The organism is Paenibacillus intestini (assembly GCF_030803945.1).
Lineage (GTDB): Bacteria > Bacillota > Bacilli > Paenibacillales > Paenibacillaceae > Paenibacillus > Paenibacillus polysaccharolyticus.
The window spans coordinates 422,015-437,379 of the sequence record NZ_JAURUN010000003.1; the positions used below are offsets into that span (position 1 = coordinate 422,015).

9 protein-coding genes are annotated in these 15,365 nt (G+C 48.7%); 8 read left to right on the plus strand and 1 reads right to left on the minus strand.

Translation table 11 applies throughout. The annotated features are described in order from the left end of the window. The 4 genes from J2T16_RS11120 (at position 1) to J2T16_RS11135 (ending at position 3,482) form a co-directional block, all read left to right on the plus strand. Positions 1-681 carry a site-2 protease family protein gene (locus tag J2T16_RS11120; protein ID WP_090914779.1) on the plus strand — a complete coding sequence of 227 codons (681 nt, stop codon included), beginning with the start codon at positions 1-3 and terminating at the stop codon, positions 679-681. 146 nt (positions 682-827) lie between these two features. Continuing rightward, the gene (locus J2T16_RS11125; RefSeq protein ID WP_499018345.1) at positions 828-1,592 is read left to right on the plus strand and encodes an RsmE family RNA methyltransferase; all 765 of its coding nucleotides are present in this window, start codon (positions 828-830) and stop codon (positions 1,590-1,592) included. Between the two features lie 2 nt (positions 1,593-1,594). Next, a complete protein-coding gene (gene mtaB, locus J2T16_RS11130) occupies positions 1,595-2,941 on the plus strand; it encodes a tRNA (N(6)-L-threonylcarbamoyladenosine(37)-C(2))-methylthiotransferase MtaB (RefSeq protein WP_090914775.1) in 1,347 nt (448 codons plus the stop codon). Positions 2,942-3,044: 103 nt separating this feature from the next. Continuing rightward, positions 3,045-3,482 carry an NUDIX hydrolase gene (locus tag J2T16_RS11135; protein ID WP_221788921.1) on the plus strand — a complete coding sequence of 146 codons (438 nt, stop codon included), beginning with the start codon at positions 3,045-3,047 and terminating at the stop codon, positions 3,480-3,482. Between the two features lie 81 nt (positions 3,483-3,563). Here J2T16_RS11135 and J2T16_RS11140 read toward each other — a convergent pair whose 3' ends face one another. Next, a complete protein-coding gene (locus J2T16_RS11140; RefSeq protein WP_221788923.1) occupies positions 3,564-4,565 on the minus strand; it encodes a Na/Pi cotransporter family protein in 1,002 nt (333 codons plus the stop codon). 355 nt (positions 4,566-4,920) lie between these two features. Here J2T16_RS11140 and J2T16_RS11145 point away from each other — a divergent pair, with 355 nt between their 5' ends. The 4 genes from J2T16_RS11145 (at position 4,921) to addA (ending at position 15,341) form a co-directional block, all read left to right on the plus strand. Next, on the plus strand, positions 4,921-6,297 hold the full coding sequence (locus tag J2T16_RS11145) for a class I SAM-dependent rRNA methyltransferase (protein ID WP_090914767.1): 1,377 nt from the start codon (positions 4,921-4,923) through the stop codon (positions 6,295-6,297). Positions 6,298-6,576: 279 nt separating this feature from the next. Then, positions 6,577-7,242 carry a hypothetical protein gene (locus J2T16_RS11150; protein WP_221788924.1) on the plus strand — a complete coding sequence of 222 codons (666 nt, stop codon included), beginning with the start codon at positions 6,577-6,579 and terminating at the stop codon, positions 7,240-7,242. 225 nt (positions 7,243-7,467) lie between these two features. Then, positions 7,468-10,971, plus strand: a complete 3,504-nt coding sequence (gene addB, locus J2T16_RS11155) for a helicase-exonuclease AddAB subunit AddB (protein ID WP_499018348.1) — start codon at positions 7,468-7,470, stop codon at positions 10,969-10,971. Then, on the plus strand, positions 10,968-15,341 hold the full coding sequence (addA, locus tag J2T16_RS11160) for a helicase-exonuclease AddAB subunit AddA (protein ID WP_499018349.1): 4,374 nt from the start codon (positions 10,968-10,970) through the stop codon (positions 15,339-15,341). The genes addB and addA overlap by 4 nt, the downstream gene beginning before the upstream one ends. Positions 15,342-15,365 lie beyond the last annotated feature (24 nt).

The following is a 15,365-nucleotide window of genomic DNA, read 5'->3' on the forward strand; positions in this document are numbered from 1 at the left end:
ATGGACTTCTTAGATCGGATTTTCCGCCTTCCGCTGGATCAATTGCCGTTTTTCCTGGTGACCATTTTGATTGCATTTACGATTCATGAATTTTCGCATGCGTATTTTGCTAATAAATTCGGTGATCCAACAGCCAAGTTGCTTGGAAGGGTCACCTTGAATCCGGTGGCACACTTTGACCTGCTTGGGGTGCTTTTGCTTGTGATTGCAGGTTTTGGATGGGCACGTCCTGTACCTGTAAACCGTGCGAACTTTGACAAACCAAGACTCATGGGAACGATTGTTTCTGTAGTAGGTCCACTCAGCAATCTGCTACTGGCTATTATTGGGGCAGTAATCTATGGAATATTGTTTGGATCAGGCGTGCTGGGGAACATTGAAAATGAGCGGGTAGTCACAGCTGTGATGACATTTTTGCCGATGTTCAGTGTTACGAACTTTTTCCTGTTTATGTTTAATCTCATCCCGTTACCACCACTGGACGGTTATCGTATTCTTGAAGATGTGTTGCCGCCTTCAATCAGTCGCAAGCTGCAAGGTGTGGAACAATGGTCCATCATTGTCTTTCTATTGATCTTAATTATTCCGCCATTACAGGCAGTCACAATTCAACCCCTATATTTGTTTGCTAATGACATGTACCGGGATTTAGTTGGTCTCGTTATTGAATTATATCTTTAATATAAGCTCATAAATGGTCAGTAATCGAACCGTAGTGCTGGTCATAAGCACATAAAAGTTGTATGATCATCTGTGGCGATTGGATTCTTGCCTGCTTCCAGCAGGAAGAATTCCATTCATAACAGGAAAGAATGGGTGGACAACATATGCAGCGATATTTTGTATCTGCAGAGCAGTTCAGTGAACATGCAGTGGTGATAACAGGCGATGATGCCCGTCATATCGGCAAAGTCATGCGTGGCAAACCCGGAGACAAGCTGATTGTCAGCGACGGAAGCTCCAAAGAAGCATTGGTCGCCATCGATAGTATTGAGGCAGGGGAAGTAAAAGCGACTATCCTGGAACCGCTGGTTATGGATCGCGAAGCAAAGTTGAATGTAACGGTAGCACAAAGCTTGCCCAAAGGGGACAAGATGGAGACGGTCATTCAGAGATGTACGGAGATCGGCGCCGTATCCTTTGTGCCTTTTCTATCCGAACGTACGATTGTGCAATACGACGCTAAGAAAGAAGGCAAACGTCTGGAGCGTTGGCGGAAAATCGCCAAGGAAGCTGCTGAACAAAGCCATCGTAACCGCATTCCAACCGTTGAGCAGCCGCTTTCCTGGAAAGGGCTGTTATCTTCTTTTGGGGACTACGATCTTGTATGTTATTGTTATGAAAAAGAGGACGGCAAACATCTTAGAGATGTTCTGAAGCCGTTTGTGGGAGAGCTTGCTCCTGATGCAGGGGCAAATGTGTTGATTGTTGTTGGACCTGAGGGCGGATTTTCCGAGAAGGAAACGGCTCAGGCCGATGAGGCAGGTGCGATATCTGTTGGACTGGGCAAGCGCATTTTGCGAGCCGAGACGGCTGGTATGGCTGCACTAACTTGTGTTTTATATGAATCTGGAGAAATGGGGGGAATGTAATTATGCCATCCGTGGCGTTTTACACCTTGGGCTGCAAAGTTAACTTTTATGATACAGAGGCGATTTGGCAATTGTTCAAAAACGAGGGCTACGAACAGGTAGACTTCGACGAACAGACAGCCGATGTCTATTTGATTAATACGTGTACCGTAACGAATACAGGTGATAAAAAGAGTCGTCAAATTATCCGCCGTGCCATCCGTCGCAATCCGGATGCGATTGTAGCGGTAACCGGATGTTATGCACAGACATCTCCTGCCGAGATTCTGGATATCCCTGGCGTGGACCTGGTCATCGGAACCCAGGATCGGGATAAAATTTTGCCATATGTAAATGAAATTCAGGAATCCCGTCAGCCCGTCAATGCGGTCCGTAACATTATGAAAACACGTGTATTTGAAGAAATGGATGTACCGGATTTCGCGGACCGTACGCGTGCGTTCCTCAAAATTCAGGATGGTTGCAACAACTTCTGTACCTTCTGCATCATTCCGTGGTCCCGTGGTCTTTCGCGTAGCCGTGAGGCAAACAGCATTGTTCAGCAGGCACATCAGCTCGTACAAGCGGGTTATAAAGAGATTGTCCTGACAGGTATTCATACAGGCGGGTACGGAGATGACATGGATAATTATGATCTGACCGACCTGCTGTGGGATTTGGACAAAGTGGAAGGTCTGGAGCGTATCCGGATCAGCTCGATTGAAGCTAGTCAGATTGATGACCGGATGCTGGATGTAATCAAACGTTCGGATAAACTGGTTCGTCATTTCCATATTCCGTTGCAAGCAGGAGATGACACTGTTCTGAAACGCATGCGCCGCAAATATACAACCGAAGAATTCTATAACAAAATGTTGCGTATACGTGAGGCCATGCCGGATGTTGCGATCACGACCGATGTTATCGTTGGTTTCCCAGGCGAAACAGATGAGATGTATCGTAACGGTTACGAGTTGATGCGTAAAATCGGTTTCTCGGAAATGCACGTATTCCCATACTCTAAACGTACAGGTACTCCGGCAGCACGCATGGAGGACCAAGTGGATGACGAAATCAAAAATGCACGTGTGCATGAGCTGATTGAACTGTCAGAGCAGATGCAACTGGAGTATGCTGAGAAATTCGTTGGGCAAGTGCTAGAGGTTATTCCTGAAGGTGAAGCAAAAGGCCGCGAAGGCAGTGGCAAGTTGCACGGATACAGTGACAACTACATTCAACTGGTGTTCGATGGAACGCCGGATATGGTAGGCAAGGTTTGCCGCGTGAAGTTGACTGAAGCCGGTGCCAATGAAAGCCAAGGTACGCTGGTTCGTGTACTGGAAGAGAATGTGAAACCCGCCGCGATGTAATTCAGGCGCTATGTACAAGGATTTCATTTCCTTGGGGAAAATACCCGAGGAGATGAGGTCCTTCTTTGCCAAGAAAAGAAATTGAAGTCAGATGGGGGAAAACATTATGAACAAAAAAGAAATTTCAGCAGGCGGCGTTGTATACAGAACAGCTGAGGATGGCCAGATTCAAATCCAGCTCATCGTAGACCGTTATGGTAAAACGACACTTGCCAAGGGCAAAATGGAAGATGGAGAAACGATCGAACAGACGGCGCTCCGAGAAATTTTGGAAGAAACGGGTATGGTGGGCCGCATTGTGGAGCCTATTAATATCATTGCCTATACGTACCAGCATGCCGAGTTTGGTCCAGTGGACAAAGAAGTGCACTATTACCTCGTGGCAGCAGAAAGTGGTGACTTGCAGCCCCAGATCGAAGAGATTAAAGGTGTGGATTGGTATGCTCCGGAAGAGGCATGGTCCAAACAGTTGCAGAATGGATACGATAATAACGATGACATTTTGCGCATTGGCCTGAACAAACTGGGCATTAACGTATAAAACAGCATGACATTACGTTTGAATGATGGTCTACTGACCTACACGTTCTGTCGCCAATAATGCGGATATCGTGAGGACTTATTAAGCGACAGGTTTCTTTGCCGACGGGGCAAGCACAGGTGTTTTTTTGTGCCAGATGGGCAAGTAACAGAACGGTAAAGCCAGCAATGAACTGATGATGTTAAAAAGGGTCTGGGCATGCGCAATCTGTGCCCCATGGTCCGCTGACAGCCAGGCTGACGCTGCATGCAGCTGGCTGATCAGCGGCATAAACAGCAGTGCTCCCGCAATGTTGAGTACAACATGGGAGGCTGCTACAAATTTGCCTGCGGAAGCTCCGCCCGCGGCTGCAATAACAGCGGTGATACAGGTCCCGACGTTAGACCCGATCACAATGGCGATGCCGATCTCTACAGGTAGCACGCCTGTCGCTGCTAGTGTAATCGCCATGCTGATAACTGCGGCACTGCTGTGAATCAGCGCAGTCAAGCACGCACCGGCAAGAAAACCCCACCATAGGCTATCGGTCGAACGCTCCAGAAACCATTGGAATACACCCATGCTCCGAAGTGGAACGGCGATGGATTGCATGACTTGAATGCCCGTCATGACGAGAGCAAAACCTGCTGCTGCAAGAAAGTTGAATTGGATCGTCGCTAAAGTACGGCGAGTACGTTCAGGAGCAATCTGGTTGCGTTCACCTAGGACAACAAAAATAGCCCAGCCTGTTAGAGATATAAGCAACAACGGCAGTGAGGCACGTCCGATCTGCAGACCGACAAGCTCTGTCGTTAAGCAAGTTCCAATATTGGTTCCCAAGATAATGCCGAGTGTGCGTCCGTAGGTAATTAAGCGCGTATTAGCTAGTCCTATGGTGAGTACCGTTACGGCAGTGCTGCTCTGTAGTAGAGCGGTCGCGCCTGCACTGAATGCCATGCCCTTCCATGGGGCAGAAGTGGCTCGGTTTAACCAGCCTGCCAGCATCGGTCCCGCCATGCGCTGTAGCGCTGTCTCCATCAGCTTCATACCGCCAAAAAAGATTATAAGCCCATATAACAGAGGCAGAATTACTTCTCTGAACATTCCGAATCATTCCTCCCGTCCCATTCCTTATCACTTATCCTATGAGGAAGCAGAGACAAGCATGACAAGCACAAGAGGAATTGAAACTGCCAGCCCCCAATTCAAAAGGTACGGTGATTCGGCAAACGTAGCGGAGGGGACGAAATTGAATTCGAAGAAGCGAAGCGCTCGCCTGAAAGCTTTCTGAAAGAAAGCTACATCGGAAGCATAGGCTTGTCCTCGGATTTTCCCTTTGGAGAAGGGAATCAGAAAAATCCGAGGACAACAGCGATCGTAGAATCAATTCGTTCCTGGAGCGTCTCGTTGCCGCCCAAACCTATCTTTTCAACTAACTTACGAAAGAAGTGGATCAATCTTGCCATCCGTAACACTGGAACGAAGCCGCAAAAAGCGGCTGGAACATGCGCATCCCTGGATTTTTAATAATGAAATTGCATCCGTAGACGGCAACCCGGAACCGGGTGATATCGTCAATGTACTGAATCATCAAGGTCGCTACTTGGCGACAGGGTATTACAATCCGGCTTCCCAGATTACCGTTCGTGTAGTCTCGTACCAGCCTTTGGAGTTTGAACAGATGGATACCGCCTTTTTTGCGGCTCGTTTCCATGACTGTCTGCGTCACCGGGAACGCTTCATTCAGGATGGCGAAGCCTACCGTCTTGTTTATGGTGAAGCTGATTTCCTACCTGGATTGATCGTTGACCGGTTTGGTAGCATTTTAGTTGTGCAGATCCTTACACTAGGTATGGACCGTTGCCGTGAAGCGATTGTCCAGGCTCTCATTGAAGTGATGCAGCCGGAAGGTATCTTTGAGCGCAGTGATGTATCGATCCGTGAACTCGAAGGCCTGGAGCAGATCAAAGGACCACTCTATGGGGAATGCCCGCGTCATGTGACTGTGACTGAAAATGGGCTACTTATCAAGGTGGATATCGTGGAAGGACAGAAAACAGGTTACTTCTTCGACCAGCGTGAAAACCGGGCTGCCATTGAACCATTGATGAAAGGCTGGGGGTACAAAAGCGGCATCACAGTGCAACAGGTCGAGCATGAAGGAACAGAACAGCTGTTGCCTGTGAACAAGGGTGGCAAAGTGGTTACTTTCCCGTATTGGGACGGTGCCACCGTGCTTGAATGTTTCTCTCATACCGGCAGCTTTACGCTGAATGCGTGCAAATATGGAGCGAAAAAAGTAACCTGCCTCGATATTTCCGAGCATGCGATCGAGAGTGCGCGAACGAATGTGGAGCTAAATGGATTCACGGATCGGGTCGAATTCGTGGTAGCCGACGCTTTTCAATATCTGCGTGAGCAAGTCAAAGGACTTGATGAGCGCAATGCGCGAGCACGAGCATCTGAGCAAAAGGTAGATACTTCCAAAGCGTTGTCCAGTGCTGGAAAAACGTTTGATGTCGTTATCCTTGATCCACCTGCCTTTGCCAAAACAAAATCAGCTGTCAAAGGGGCATGCCGCGGCTACAAGGATATCAACTTGCAGGGCATGAAATTGGTCAACGAGGGTGGATATTTGGTAACCGCAAGCTGTTCCTACCACATGCGTCCTGACCTCTTCCTGGAAACGATTGCGGATGCAGCTGAAGATGCAGGTAAGGTATTACGTTTAATCGACTGGAAAGCAGCCGGTAAGGATCACCCGCAAATTTTGGGCGTAGATGAAGGGCATTACCTGAAATTCGCTATTTTTGAAGTGAGAAGCAAAAAAAATTAAGAATACTCTATTTATAGAATGACACATGTACCCTGTGAGATAGACACTTTAAAAAGTCCATCTTATAGGGTATTTTATTGATGAAGAAAAGCTTGCTCTTGGCGAACAGCTTATATTATTGATTGAAAAGGATACAGTGTTCAGTCTTCATCCCGACTCATTTATATCTAGGTTGGCAACCGCAGGATTTAGTTTGAAAAAAGGAGGAGGTCTGCTCGCTATGGTTACGGGTATGTTATTTGAAACGCGTAATTATAGACGTAGCAGGCGTACATTGATATGAGGAATTTAAAAGAAGGTATTCGAAAACAATTTTATACTGAATTGGGGAAATTCATTGCACCGGAAGGGTATGTAGAACATAGAGAGGCTGATTCCAGCCCGACGGACTATACGTTCAAAAAAAATGTTAAGCCGGGTGTAGTTTGGAGCTTACATAGCCATCTTGGTCATTCAAAACCGCCGTATGCTGTATATACAATCATGGCCTGCCGTTATGAAGCTGCCACTGAACGTTTACGTACTTTTCTTGAAAAGCATCAAATAACGTTGATCTCAAATGCTCCGGTCGGCTTCGGCAATAGTGTTGAAAGGTATACACAGCAAAAACATTCTGTTCTTGTTTCCTCTGAAAATATACAAGAAGCGGCCCAGCAAACAGCAGACAGATTCAAAGAAGCTGAAAGCAAGTATTTGCTGCCGCGCATAGATCAAGCTGTTGCTGTTGATGAATATTTGACCAAACGACCGCATCACTGGCCTACGGGTGATCTTTTTAACTGTTGCGTAACGATTTTAAGCTACGGATTGCTAACCAATGATCAGGCATTAGTGCAAAAGGGGATCGAACGTACATTTGAGATTTTGAATAAGCCTGGATATAGCCAGAGAAACCGGGATTTTTTCGAGGCCTTACAGAAGGCTGTAGAGCATGAATTCATTTAACGAAATTGTAAACTTGAAAACAAATACTAGGCGTATCTGTCACCGAGTTTGGTAATAAACGTCAATCCATAGGGAGCTGCTGGCTGTATTGAACAGGCGGCGGCTCTTTTTAATAGCCATATTGTGTTCTTATTAGGTGGATCATGGCAAACGTATGTTCCGAAGCGGAGAAGGTATGGTATACTGGAAATTAAAATCTTGTACGTGCAGTTTGGAGGATGACACATGTCCGTACGCTTTGTTATTGGCCGGGCAGGCAGTGGTAAGAGCACACTGATTACCCGAGAAATCACATCTCTGCTTAGACAGGAGCCCCAAGGAAAACCGTTGATTTTACTCGTTCCCGAACAAAGCTCGTTCCGGACAGAGCAGGCGTTGGTATCTTCGGGAGATATCAAAGGTACGATGCGTGCCGAAGTTCTTGGATTTCGTCGTCTGGCTTATCGCATCATGCAGGAGGCTGGCGGTTCTGCTCGCGTTCCGATCGGAGCCGAGGGCAAAAAGATGCTTTTATATAAAGTCATTCAGCGTAGGAAAGAAGAACTGAGACTGTTTGCTGCTTCAGGAAGCCAGCTTGGTTTTATCGGGGAATTGACTAATTTATATAGTGAGTTTAAACGTTATGAAGTTCATGCTTCGGCACTCGAAGAAGGGCTTGCAACGTGGAGCATCGCATCGGCCTCACCTATTTTGGAGGATAAGCTCCATGATTTGAATCTGATCTACCATGATTATGAGCAGGAATTGGCGGATTTATATATAGATGATGAAGATACACTGAATGAACTGACAGGTCGTTTGCCAGAAAGTACATGGTTGCAGGGGGCCGAGGTCTGGATTGACGGATTCCATGGATTCACTCCGCAGGAGATGAGTGTAATAGGACAGCTCATGTTACAAGCTTCGTCAGTAACGATTTCCCTGACGCTTGATCGCACGTACGAACAAGGTGTGCTCCCTGGGGAACTTGAATTATTTTATCCAACGGCAAGTGCATATGTGCGTCTCAAAGGAATGGCTGAACATTTGGGTGTGTCTGCCGATACAACTGTTCTCCATGATGAAGTCTTGCCGAGATTCAAGGAGCGGCCAGGGCTTGCCCATCTGGAGGCCGGTTTTGATCGGCGTATTCGCTGGAGAAGTCAGGGTGAGGATTCAGGTATACGCTTGATGGCTGCGGAGAATCGCCGGGCAGAGCTGGAGGGTGCACTACGTGAGATGCGTCGCCTAACCCAAGAAGAAGGAGCAAGATATCGGGATATGGCGGTATTGGTTCGCGGATTGGAGACCTATGCTGATATTGCGGAACCGTTATTCAGGGATTATGATGTTCCGGTCTTTCTGGACCGAAGACGAAGTGAGTTACATCATCCATTATCCGAATTTATTCGTGCTGCATTAGATATCGTCCGCCGTAACTGGCGTTATGAGGATGTTTTTCGCTGTGTCAAGACAGATCTGCTGCTTCCGCTCGATGGTTCCATCACGCGTGAGGATATGGATCAGCTGGAGAACTACGTGCTTGCTTGCGGTATTCATGGATATCGGTGGAACGATGGAAAGCCGTGGAAATATGTGCCGAGTCTCTCACTGGAGGATAATGCACAGGAAGAACGAAGCCGAGGACGAGATGCGGTGTTATCGCTGATGGAAAGCTGCAGAACCTTGATTACGTCGGCACTCGGCACGTTTGAGAAACGAATGAAAAAAGCAAAAACGGCTACTGCTCAGTGTGAGGCATTATTCAGACTGTTAGAGGATGCAGATATTGCGCATAAGCTGGATCAGATGTCTGCTGAAGCCAAGGCGCAGGGAGACCCGGAGCGTTCTAGAGAGCATCGTCAAATGTGGGGGGCCGTGTTGGATCTTCTTGACCAGATGGTCGATATGATGGGCAATGAACGCCTGGACATCACTTTGTTTGCGGGCATGATGGAGACAGGACTGACTGAGCTCAAGCTGGGGCTTGTTCCCCCGGCCCTTGACCAGGTGCTGTTTGGTTCGATGGATCGTACTCGTCTGCGTGATATGAAATATGTATTTATTCTTGGGGCGGTTGATGGGGAATTGCCAGCGATCCCTCAGGACAACGGAGTACTAACGGAGCAGGAAAGATTGTTGCTGACAGAGAGAGGTATGGGTCTGGGACCTGGTGCAACGAGACTGATGCTGGATGAACGTTTTCTCATCTATACCGCTCTGACCGCTGCCAGCAAGCAGTTATGGCTGAGCTATCCTGTCGCAGATGATGAGGGTAAGTCGTTACTCCCTTCCGAGATTGTGCGCCATGTACGCAAAATGTTTGGATTGCAAGAGCAGCCTTTGCTTGCTCAGCCGCCCGTCTCGGATCTGGAATCCGTGCACCTCTCTTACGCGATTCATCCAGAACAAAGCCTCTCCATGCTGATTGGACAATTGCGCAGATGGCGTAGAGGAGAAGACATTCCTGAAATATGGTGGGCCGTCTACAATTGGCATGTGAACCGGGAAGCGAGTCGTCCTCAGCTGGAGCGGTTGCTGGGTTCTGTCTTTTATCGTAACCGTGCGCGGCGACTGGATACTTCGACCAGCCGCAGGCTGTACGGTACGGAGGTGAGAACGAGTGTTTCACGGATGGAGCGGTTTGTAGCCTGTCCATTCTCTCATTTTGCATCACATGGACTGAAGCTGAAGGATCGGCAATTATATCGCCTCCAAGCTCCGGATATCGGGCAACTATTCCATGCTGCACTGAGTCAACTGGCGATGCGCCTGCGTGAGGAAAATCGGAGCTGGGGCAGTCTGACACCCGAACAATGTCGCCAGGAAGCCGAGCAGACGGTGGAGCAGATCGCTCCGCAACTCCAAGGAGAAATTTTGCTTAGCACAAAGCGTTATGGGTATATCTTCCGCAAATTAAAAGATATCGTCAGCCGGGCATCCGTTATTTTGGGCGAACAGTCCAGACGCGGTAGTTTTGAACCGATTGGATTGGAGCTGGATTTTGGTCCAGGGAAACCTTTGCCGCCGTTGCGTTTTGAACTGGAGAATGGGTGTGTACTGGAGATTGTCGGCCGGATCGACCGCGTGGATGTCGCTGAAGGAGAGAACGGTCTGTTGTTAAGAGTAATTGACTACAAATCAAGTCAGACCGATCTCAAGCTTCATGAAGTCTATTACGGGCTATCATTGCAAATGCTCACCTATCTGGAGGTGTTGCTTAGCGCTGCTGAAGAGTGGTTAGGGGAAACGGCGATGCCAGGAGGCACCCTCTATTTCCATGTGCATAATCCACTATTGCAATCCGCAAACGGCATGACATCGGAACAGGCAGAACAAGAACTTCTGAAACGTTTTAAAATGAAGGGTTTGCTGCTCGCTGACCGTGATGCTGTTGCTCAAATGGATAATACCCTTGATAAAGGACATTCCACCATTATTCCGGTGGCATTAAAAGCAGATGGCAGCTTTTATAGCAGTGCTGCTGTCGCGACGCCAGAACAATGGGATACGCTGCTTGCTGCTGTTCGCGGCAATATTCGTGAGATTGGAACTCGTATTACAGATGGAGATACAGCCATTGAACCGTATCGGATACAGCAGGAGATCGCCTGTACGTTCTGTTCATATAAATCACTCTGTCAGTTTGATGAAAATATTGAGGGGAACGACTATAAACTGCTGTCCAAACCGGGCAAACAGCAAGTTTGGGATATGTTGTCTCACAGCAAGGAGGGGGAAACGTTATGATGCATATGCCTAAACCGGAAGGCAGCTTCTGGAGTGATGATCAGTGGAGCGCCATTGCTGAACATGGAGAAGATATTCTGGTCGCCGCGGCTGCAGGATCGGGAAAAACGGCTGTTCTGGTGGAGCGGATTATTCGCAAAATCGCAGACCCTTCCCAAGGATTCAGCGTGGACCGCTTGCTGGTAGCCACGTTCACGAAGGCGGCGGCGGCTGAGATGAAACAGCGTATTCGGGAAGCGCTGGAGCGTGCGCTTGAGGAGCAACCGGAGGAGGAGCATTTGCGCAGGCAGTTGTCGTTGCTTGGACGAGCATCCATTACAACGCTGCACTCCTTTTGTATGGAAGTCATTCGCAAGTATTATCAGCAGATTCCGCTAAATCCGGCTTTTCGAATTCTGAATGAAAATGAGGCTGAGATGCTTCGTCAGGAATTGCTGGAGGAGTTGTTTGAAGAGAAGTATGGCGGAGAAGACGAGGGCAGTACGTTTCGCGAACTGGTGGACTGGTTCAGTGGAGAGCGAAATGATGATGCAATGCACCGGCTAGTACAGCGTTTATACGATTTCTCGCGAAGCCATTCCTGGCCAGATCACTGGCTGATGGAGATGGGTGAAGCTTTTCAGGTGGAAAGTGTAGAGGCACTGGGGCAATCGGCATGGGTACAGAGCATTTTACGGGATGCGGCTCTCGCTTTGAGCGGGGCGGCGGGTTTGTTGCGGCAAGGGGTTCAGATTTCGTTGCAACCGGAGGGTCCTGCACCTTATGCGGAGACACTCAAAGAGGATTTGGCGATGGTTGAAGAGCTTTTATCCGCTGTTGAGGTCATGCCTTGGGATAGGTTGCCTGAGGTGTTCCAGCCAGCTGCATTTGGCAAATTGAAGCCTTGTAAAAAAAATCAGACCGATCCTGGGCTGCAGGAACAGGTGAAGGAGTTGCGGGAAACGGCCAAAAAGGCTGTTGCCGATCTGAAAGGTTCACTTTTTGGAAGGAGTGCCTTCTCCTTCTGGAAGGAGCTGGAACAAGCTGCACCGCTGATGCAGGAGCTTTCCCGTCTGGTTAGCACCTTTGGCGAGCGTTATCTTCAGGCGAAGCAGGAACGCGGACAAGTGGATTTCAACGATCTGGAGCACTATTGTCTGCACATTTTGCGCCATGAGGATTCCACACCTGGACATTCGATGCCTTCGGATGCGGCGATGGAATATCGTGCACGTTTTGATGAAGTACTGCTGGATGAATACCAGGATACCAACACGGTTCAAGAGGATATCGTTAGGCTGATCTCCAGAGAGAATCCAGGTAACCGATTTATGGTCGGTGATGTTAAGCAGAGCATTTACCGTTTTCGCTTGGCTGAACCCGGCCTGTTCATGAACAAGTATCGTAACTATACTCCAAGTATTCATGTGGATACGGAGAACAACGGAGAGAATGGTACAAGAACAGGGATAGCAACGGGAACGGGGAAACGAATCGACCTTGCCCGCAATTTCCGTAGTCGTGCTGAGGTGGTGCATTCCGTCAACGTCATATTCAGACAGTTGATGAATGAAGGGGTCGCTGAGATCGCTTATGATGAACGAGCTCAGCTGGCTTACGGGGCTTCCTTTCCAACAGATACACTTGGAAGTGAGGCCTACACACCTGAGCTTGTGTTAATTGATCGCCAAGGCAGCGGAATCGATGTATCGGAAGGTACGGAAGACGGTGTGGATGCAACCGCAGTTGCAGAACTGGAGAGTGCCGAACTCGAAACGGCTCAATTGGAAGCGCGCGCCATCGCCGGGCGTATTCGAGAGATGGTCGGAGAGACAGACAAGCCTGCGCTGAGTGTGTATGACAAGGCTTTGCAAACGATGCGTCCGGCACGTTATGGAGACATTGTTATTTTGTTGCGTTCCACGCTGATGTGGGCACCGCTGATGATTGAGGAATTCAGACAGCAGGGTATCCCTGCAGGTGGAGAGCAGAGCAAGGGATATTTTCAAGCTACGGAAGTGGAAGTGATGTTATCTCTGTTGCAGCTTGTGGACAATCCAAGACAGGATATTCCTCTGGCCTCCGTACTTCGTTCTCCCATGGTTGGGTTAGATGAAGAAGAGCTTGCTCAGATTCGTCTGGGGGATAAAAGACAGTCCTTCTATGATGCCGTTGTCTCTGCTACAGGAGAGTGGAGAAGTGCCTCCGATATGACTGGTCAACGTTCTCAGCCTGGACAGGGTTCGAATGTGGACGATTTGGTTCAGATGCAGTGGCCAGAAGGCTGGTCAGAAATCGAACAGGCTCAGCGCCAATCAGCCGTTACTGTGGAGATGAATTTTGATTCGGGAGTTGATCTGCACACGGAAGCGAGTGAACAAGAGGCAGGCTTTACGGGTGGAAAAGAAGGAAAAGAACTCGCGCACTCGCAGTTGCAACAGAAACTCATTCATTTCATGCGTCAGTTGGAACAGTGGAGACTCGAGGCAAGACAAGGCAGTTTAAGTGAGCTGATCTGGCGCATTTATAGGGAAACCGGATATTTGGATTGGGTTGGCGGGCTTCCTGGTGGGCAGCAGCGTCAAAGTAATCTGAAGGCTCTGTATGATCGGGCGCGTCAGTATGAGGAAGCAACTGCAAACCGCGGGCTGTTCCGGTTCCTGACATATGTCTCACGACTACGGGAAAATGGCGGGGACTTAGGCACCGTAGCCAGCGGTTCAGGGGAACAGGATAATGCGGTCCGAATTATGACGATCCATCGAAGCAAAGGGTTGGAGTTCCCTATTGTGTTTGTTGGCGGTATCTCCAAAATGTTTAATCAACAAGATCTGCATGCACCGTTTCTGATGCACAAGGAACTTGGCTTTGGGCCGAGGTTTGTGGATCGTGACAACAGGGTGGCCTATCCTACATTAGCCAATCTGGCTATTCGTCGCCGTGCTCAGTTTGAACTGCTGGCGGAAGAAATGCGAGTGCTGTATGTGGCTTTAACCCGTCCAAAAGAAAAGATGGTGCTGGTAGGCACCGTGAAGGACGCTGCCAAAAAGGCACAAACCTGGTCACAGGTTAAAGACAGTCCAGAGCTTGCGCTACCCGATTATCTGCTTGCTGCGGGACGAAATTATCTGGATTGGATCGGGCCAGCTCTGATCAGACACCGGGACGCAGCGGTGTTGCGTGAGCTAGCAGGTGATCGTGATTCTTATGCGGCTTGCCTTGCGAGTGATGAATCACGCTGGAGCATATCCGTGGTTGCTGCGGATCGGGTATCTCTCCAGCAACACGCCGACCTTCTGGAGCGTGAAGAAGATGAATTAACTGAATTGCGGAGAGAACGATTGGATGCTCTGCATGCGGCGAAACCCGTCAGATTAAACCCATCGACAGAAGTGATCGATCATACCGAGGGCGTACAAGCCAATCCGGTTTCAGAGATTGAATCGGTAACGGCAGATCAGAAGACGGATGAACTAGTGGATCTAAAAGCGAACAGTGAAGGGGTTCTGGATGTTAATGCTCAAAATGCGCTTGTACGGGAGATAGATAAGCGGCTTTCCTGGACATATCCGTATGAATCAGCTTCACAAGTGGCGGCGAGCACCTCGGTAACCGAAATCAAGAGTCTGTTATCGACGCAGGAGGATACTTCATACCCCGTTATGGAAGAGCTGCAGGAGCAAGCTTGGACTGGAGGCAGTGATAGTAAGTGGAATGGAAGCAATGATAGTAAGACGAGTCCAGCGACACAAGCTTCGTTCAAACTACACTTGCGTCGTCCCAAATTCATGGGAGAGCGGCAACTGACAGGAACAGAACGGGGAACGGTGTACCACACGCTCATGCAGCATCTCCCTGTAGACGGATCTGTTGTGGATGAAGCGATTGTTGATGAGACGATTTCGCGCCTGCTGGCGATTCAAATATTGCTTCCTTATCAAGCAGAGGCGATTGAACGAAGTGAACTGATTGCTTTTTTTGATACACAACCAGGAATGGAAATGTTGCGTGCGGCGTGGATTCGAAGGGAAATCCCGTTCACGTATGGTCTCCCGGCAGATCAATCTCCTGAGGAATGGATTCGTGGGTTACGGCCAAACGAGGAGCAGGAGATACACAGTGAAAACGATAGAGTACAGGCTGTGCTGCAGGATGAAACGGTGCTCGTCAGGGGGATTATTGACTGTCTCTATGAGGTTGATGGTGAACTTGTTCTGCTAGATTACAAGACGGATCGAGTGCTTGAACATCGCGGAGGAGTGGAACCTCTGGTTGAAAACTATCGTTTCCAGCTACGGCTGTATAAACGGGCAATTGAAGATATATTGGGTCGCCAAGTCGACCACATGTGGCTTTATTTTTTCGATGGCGGTCATGCGGTTAAATTATAAAAGGTTTAGAGAGTTTTTGTGTTT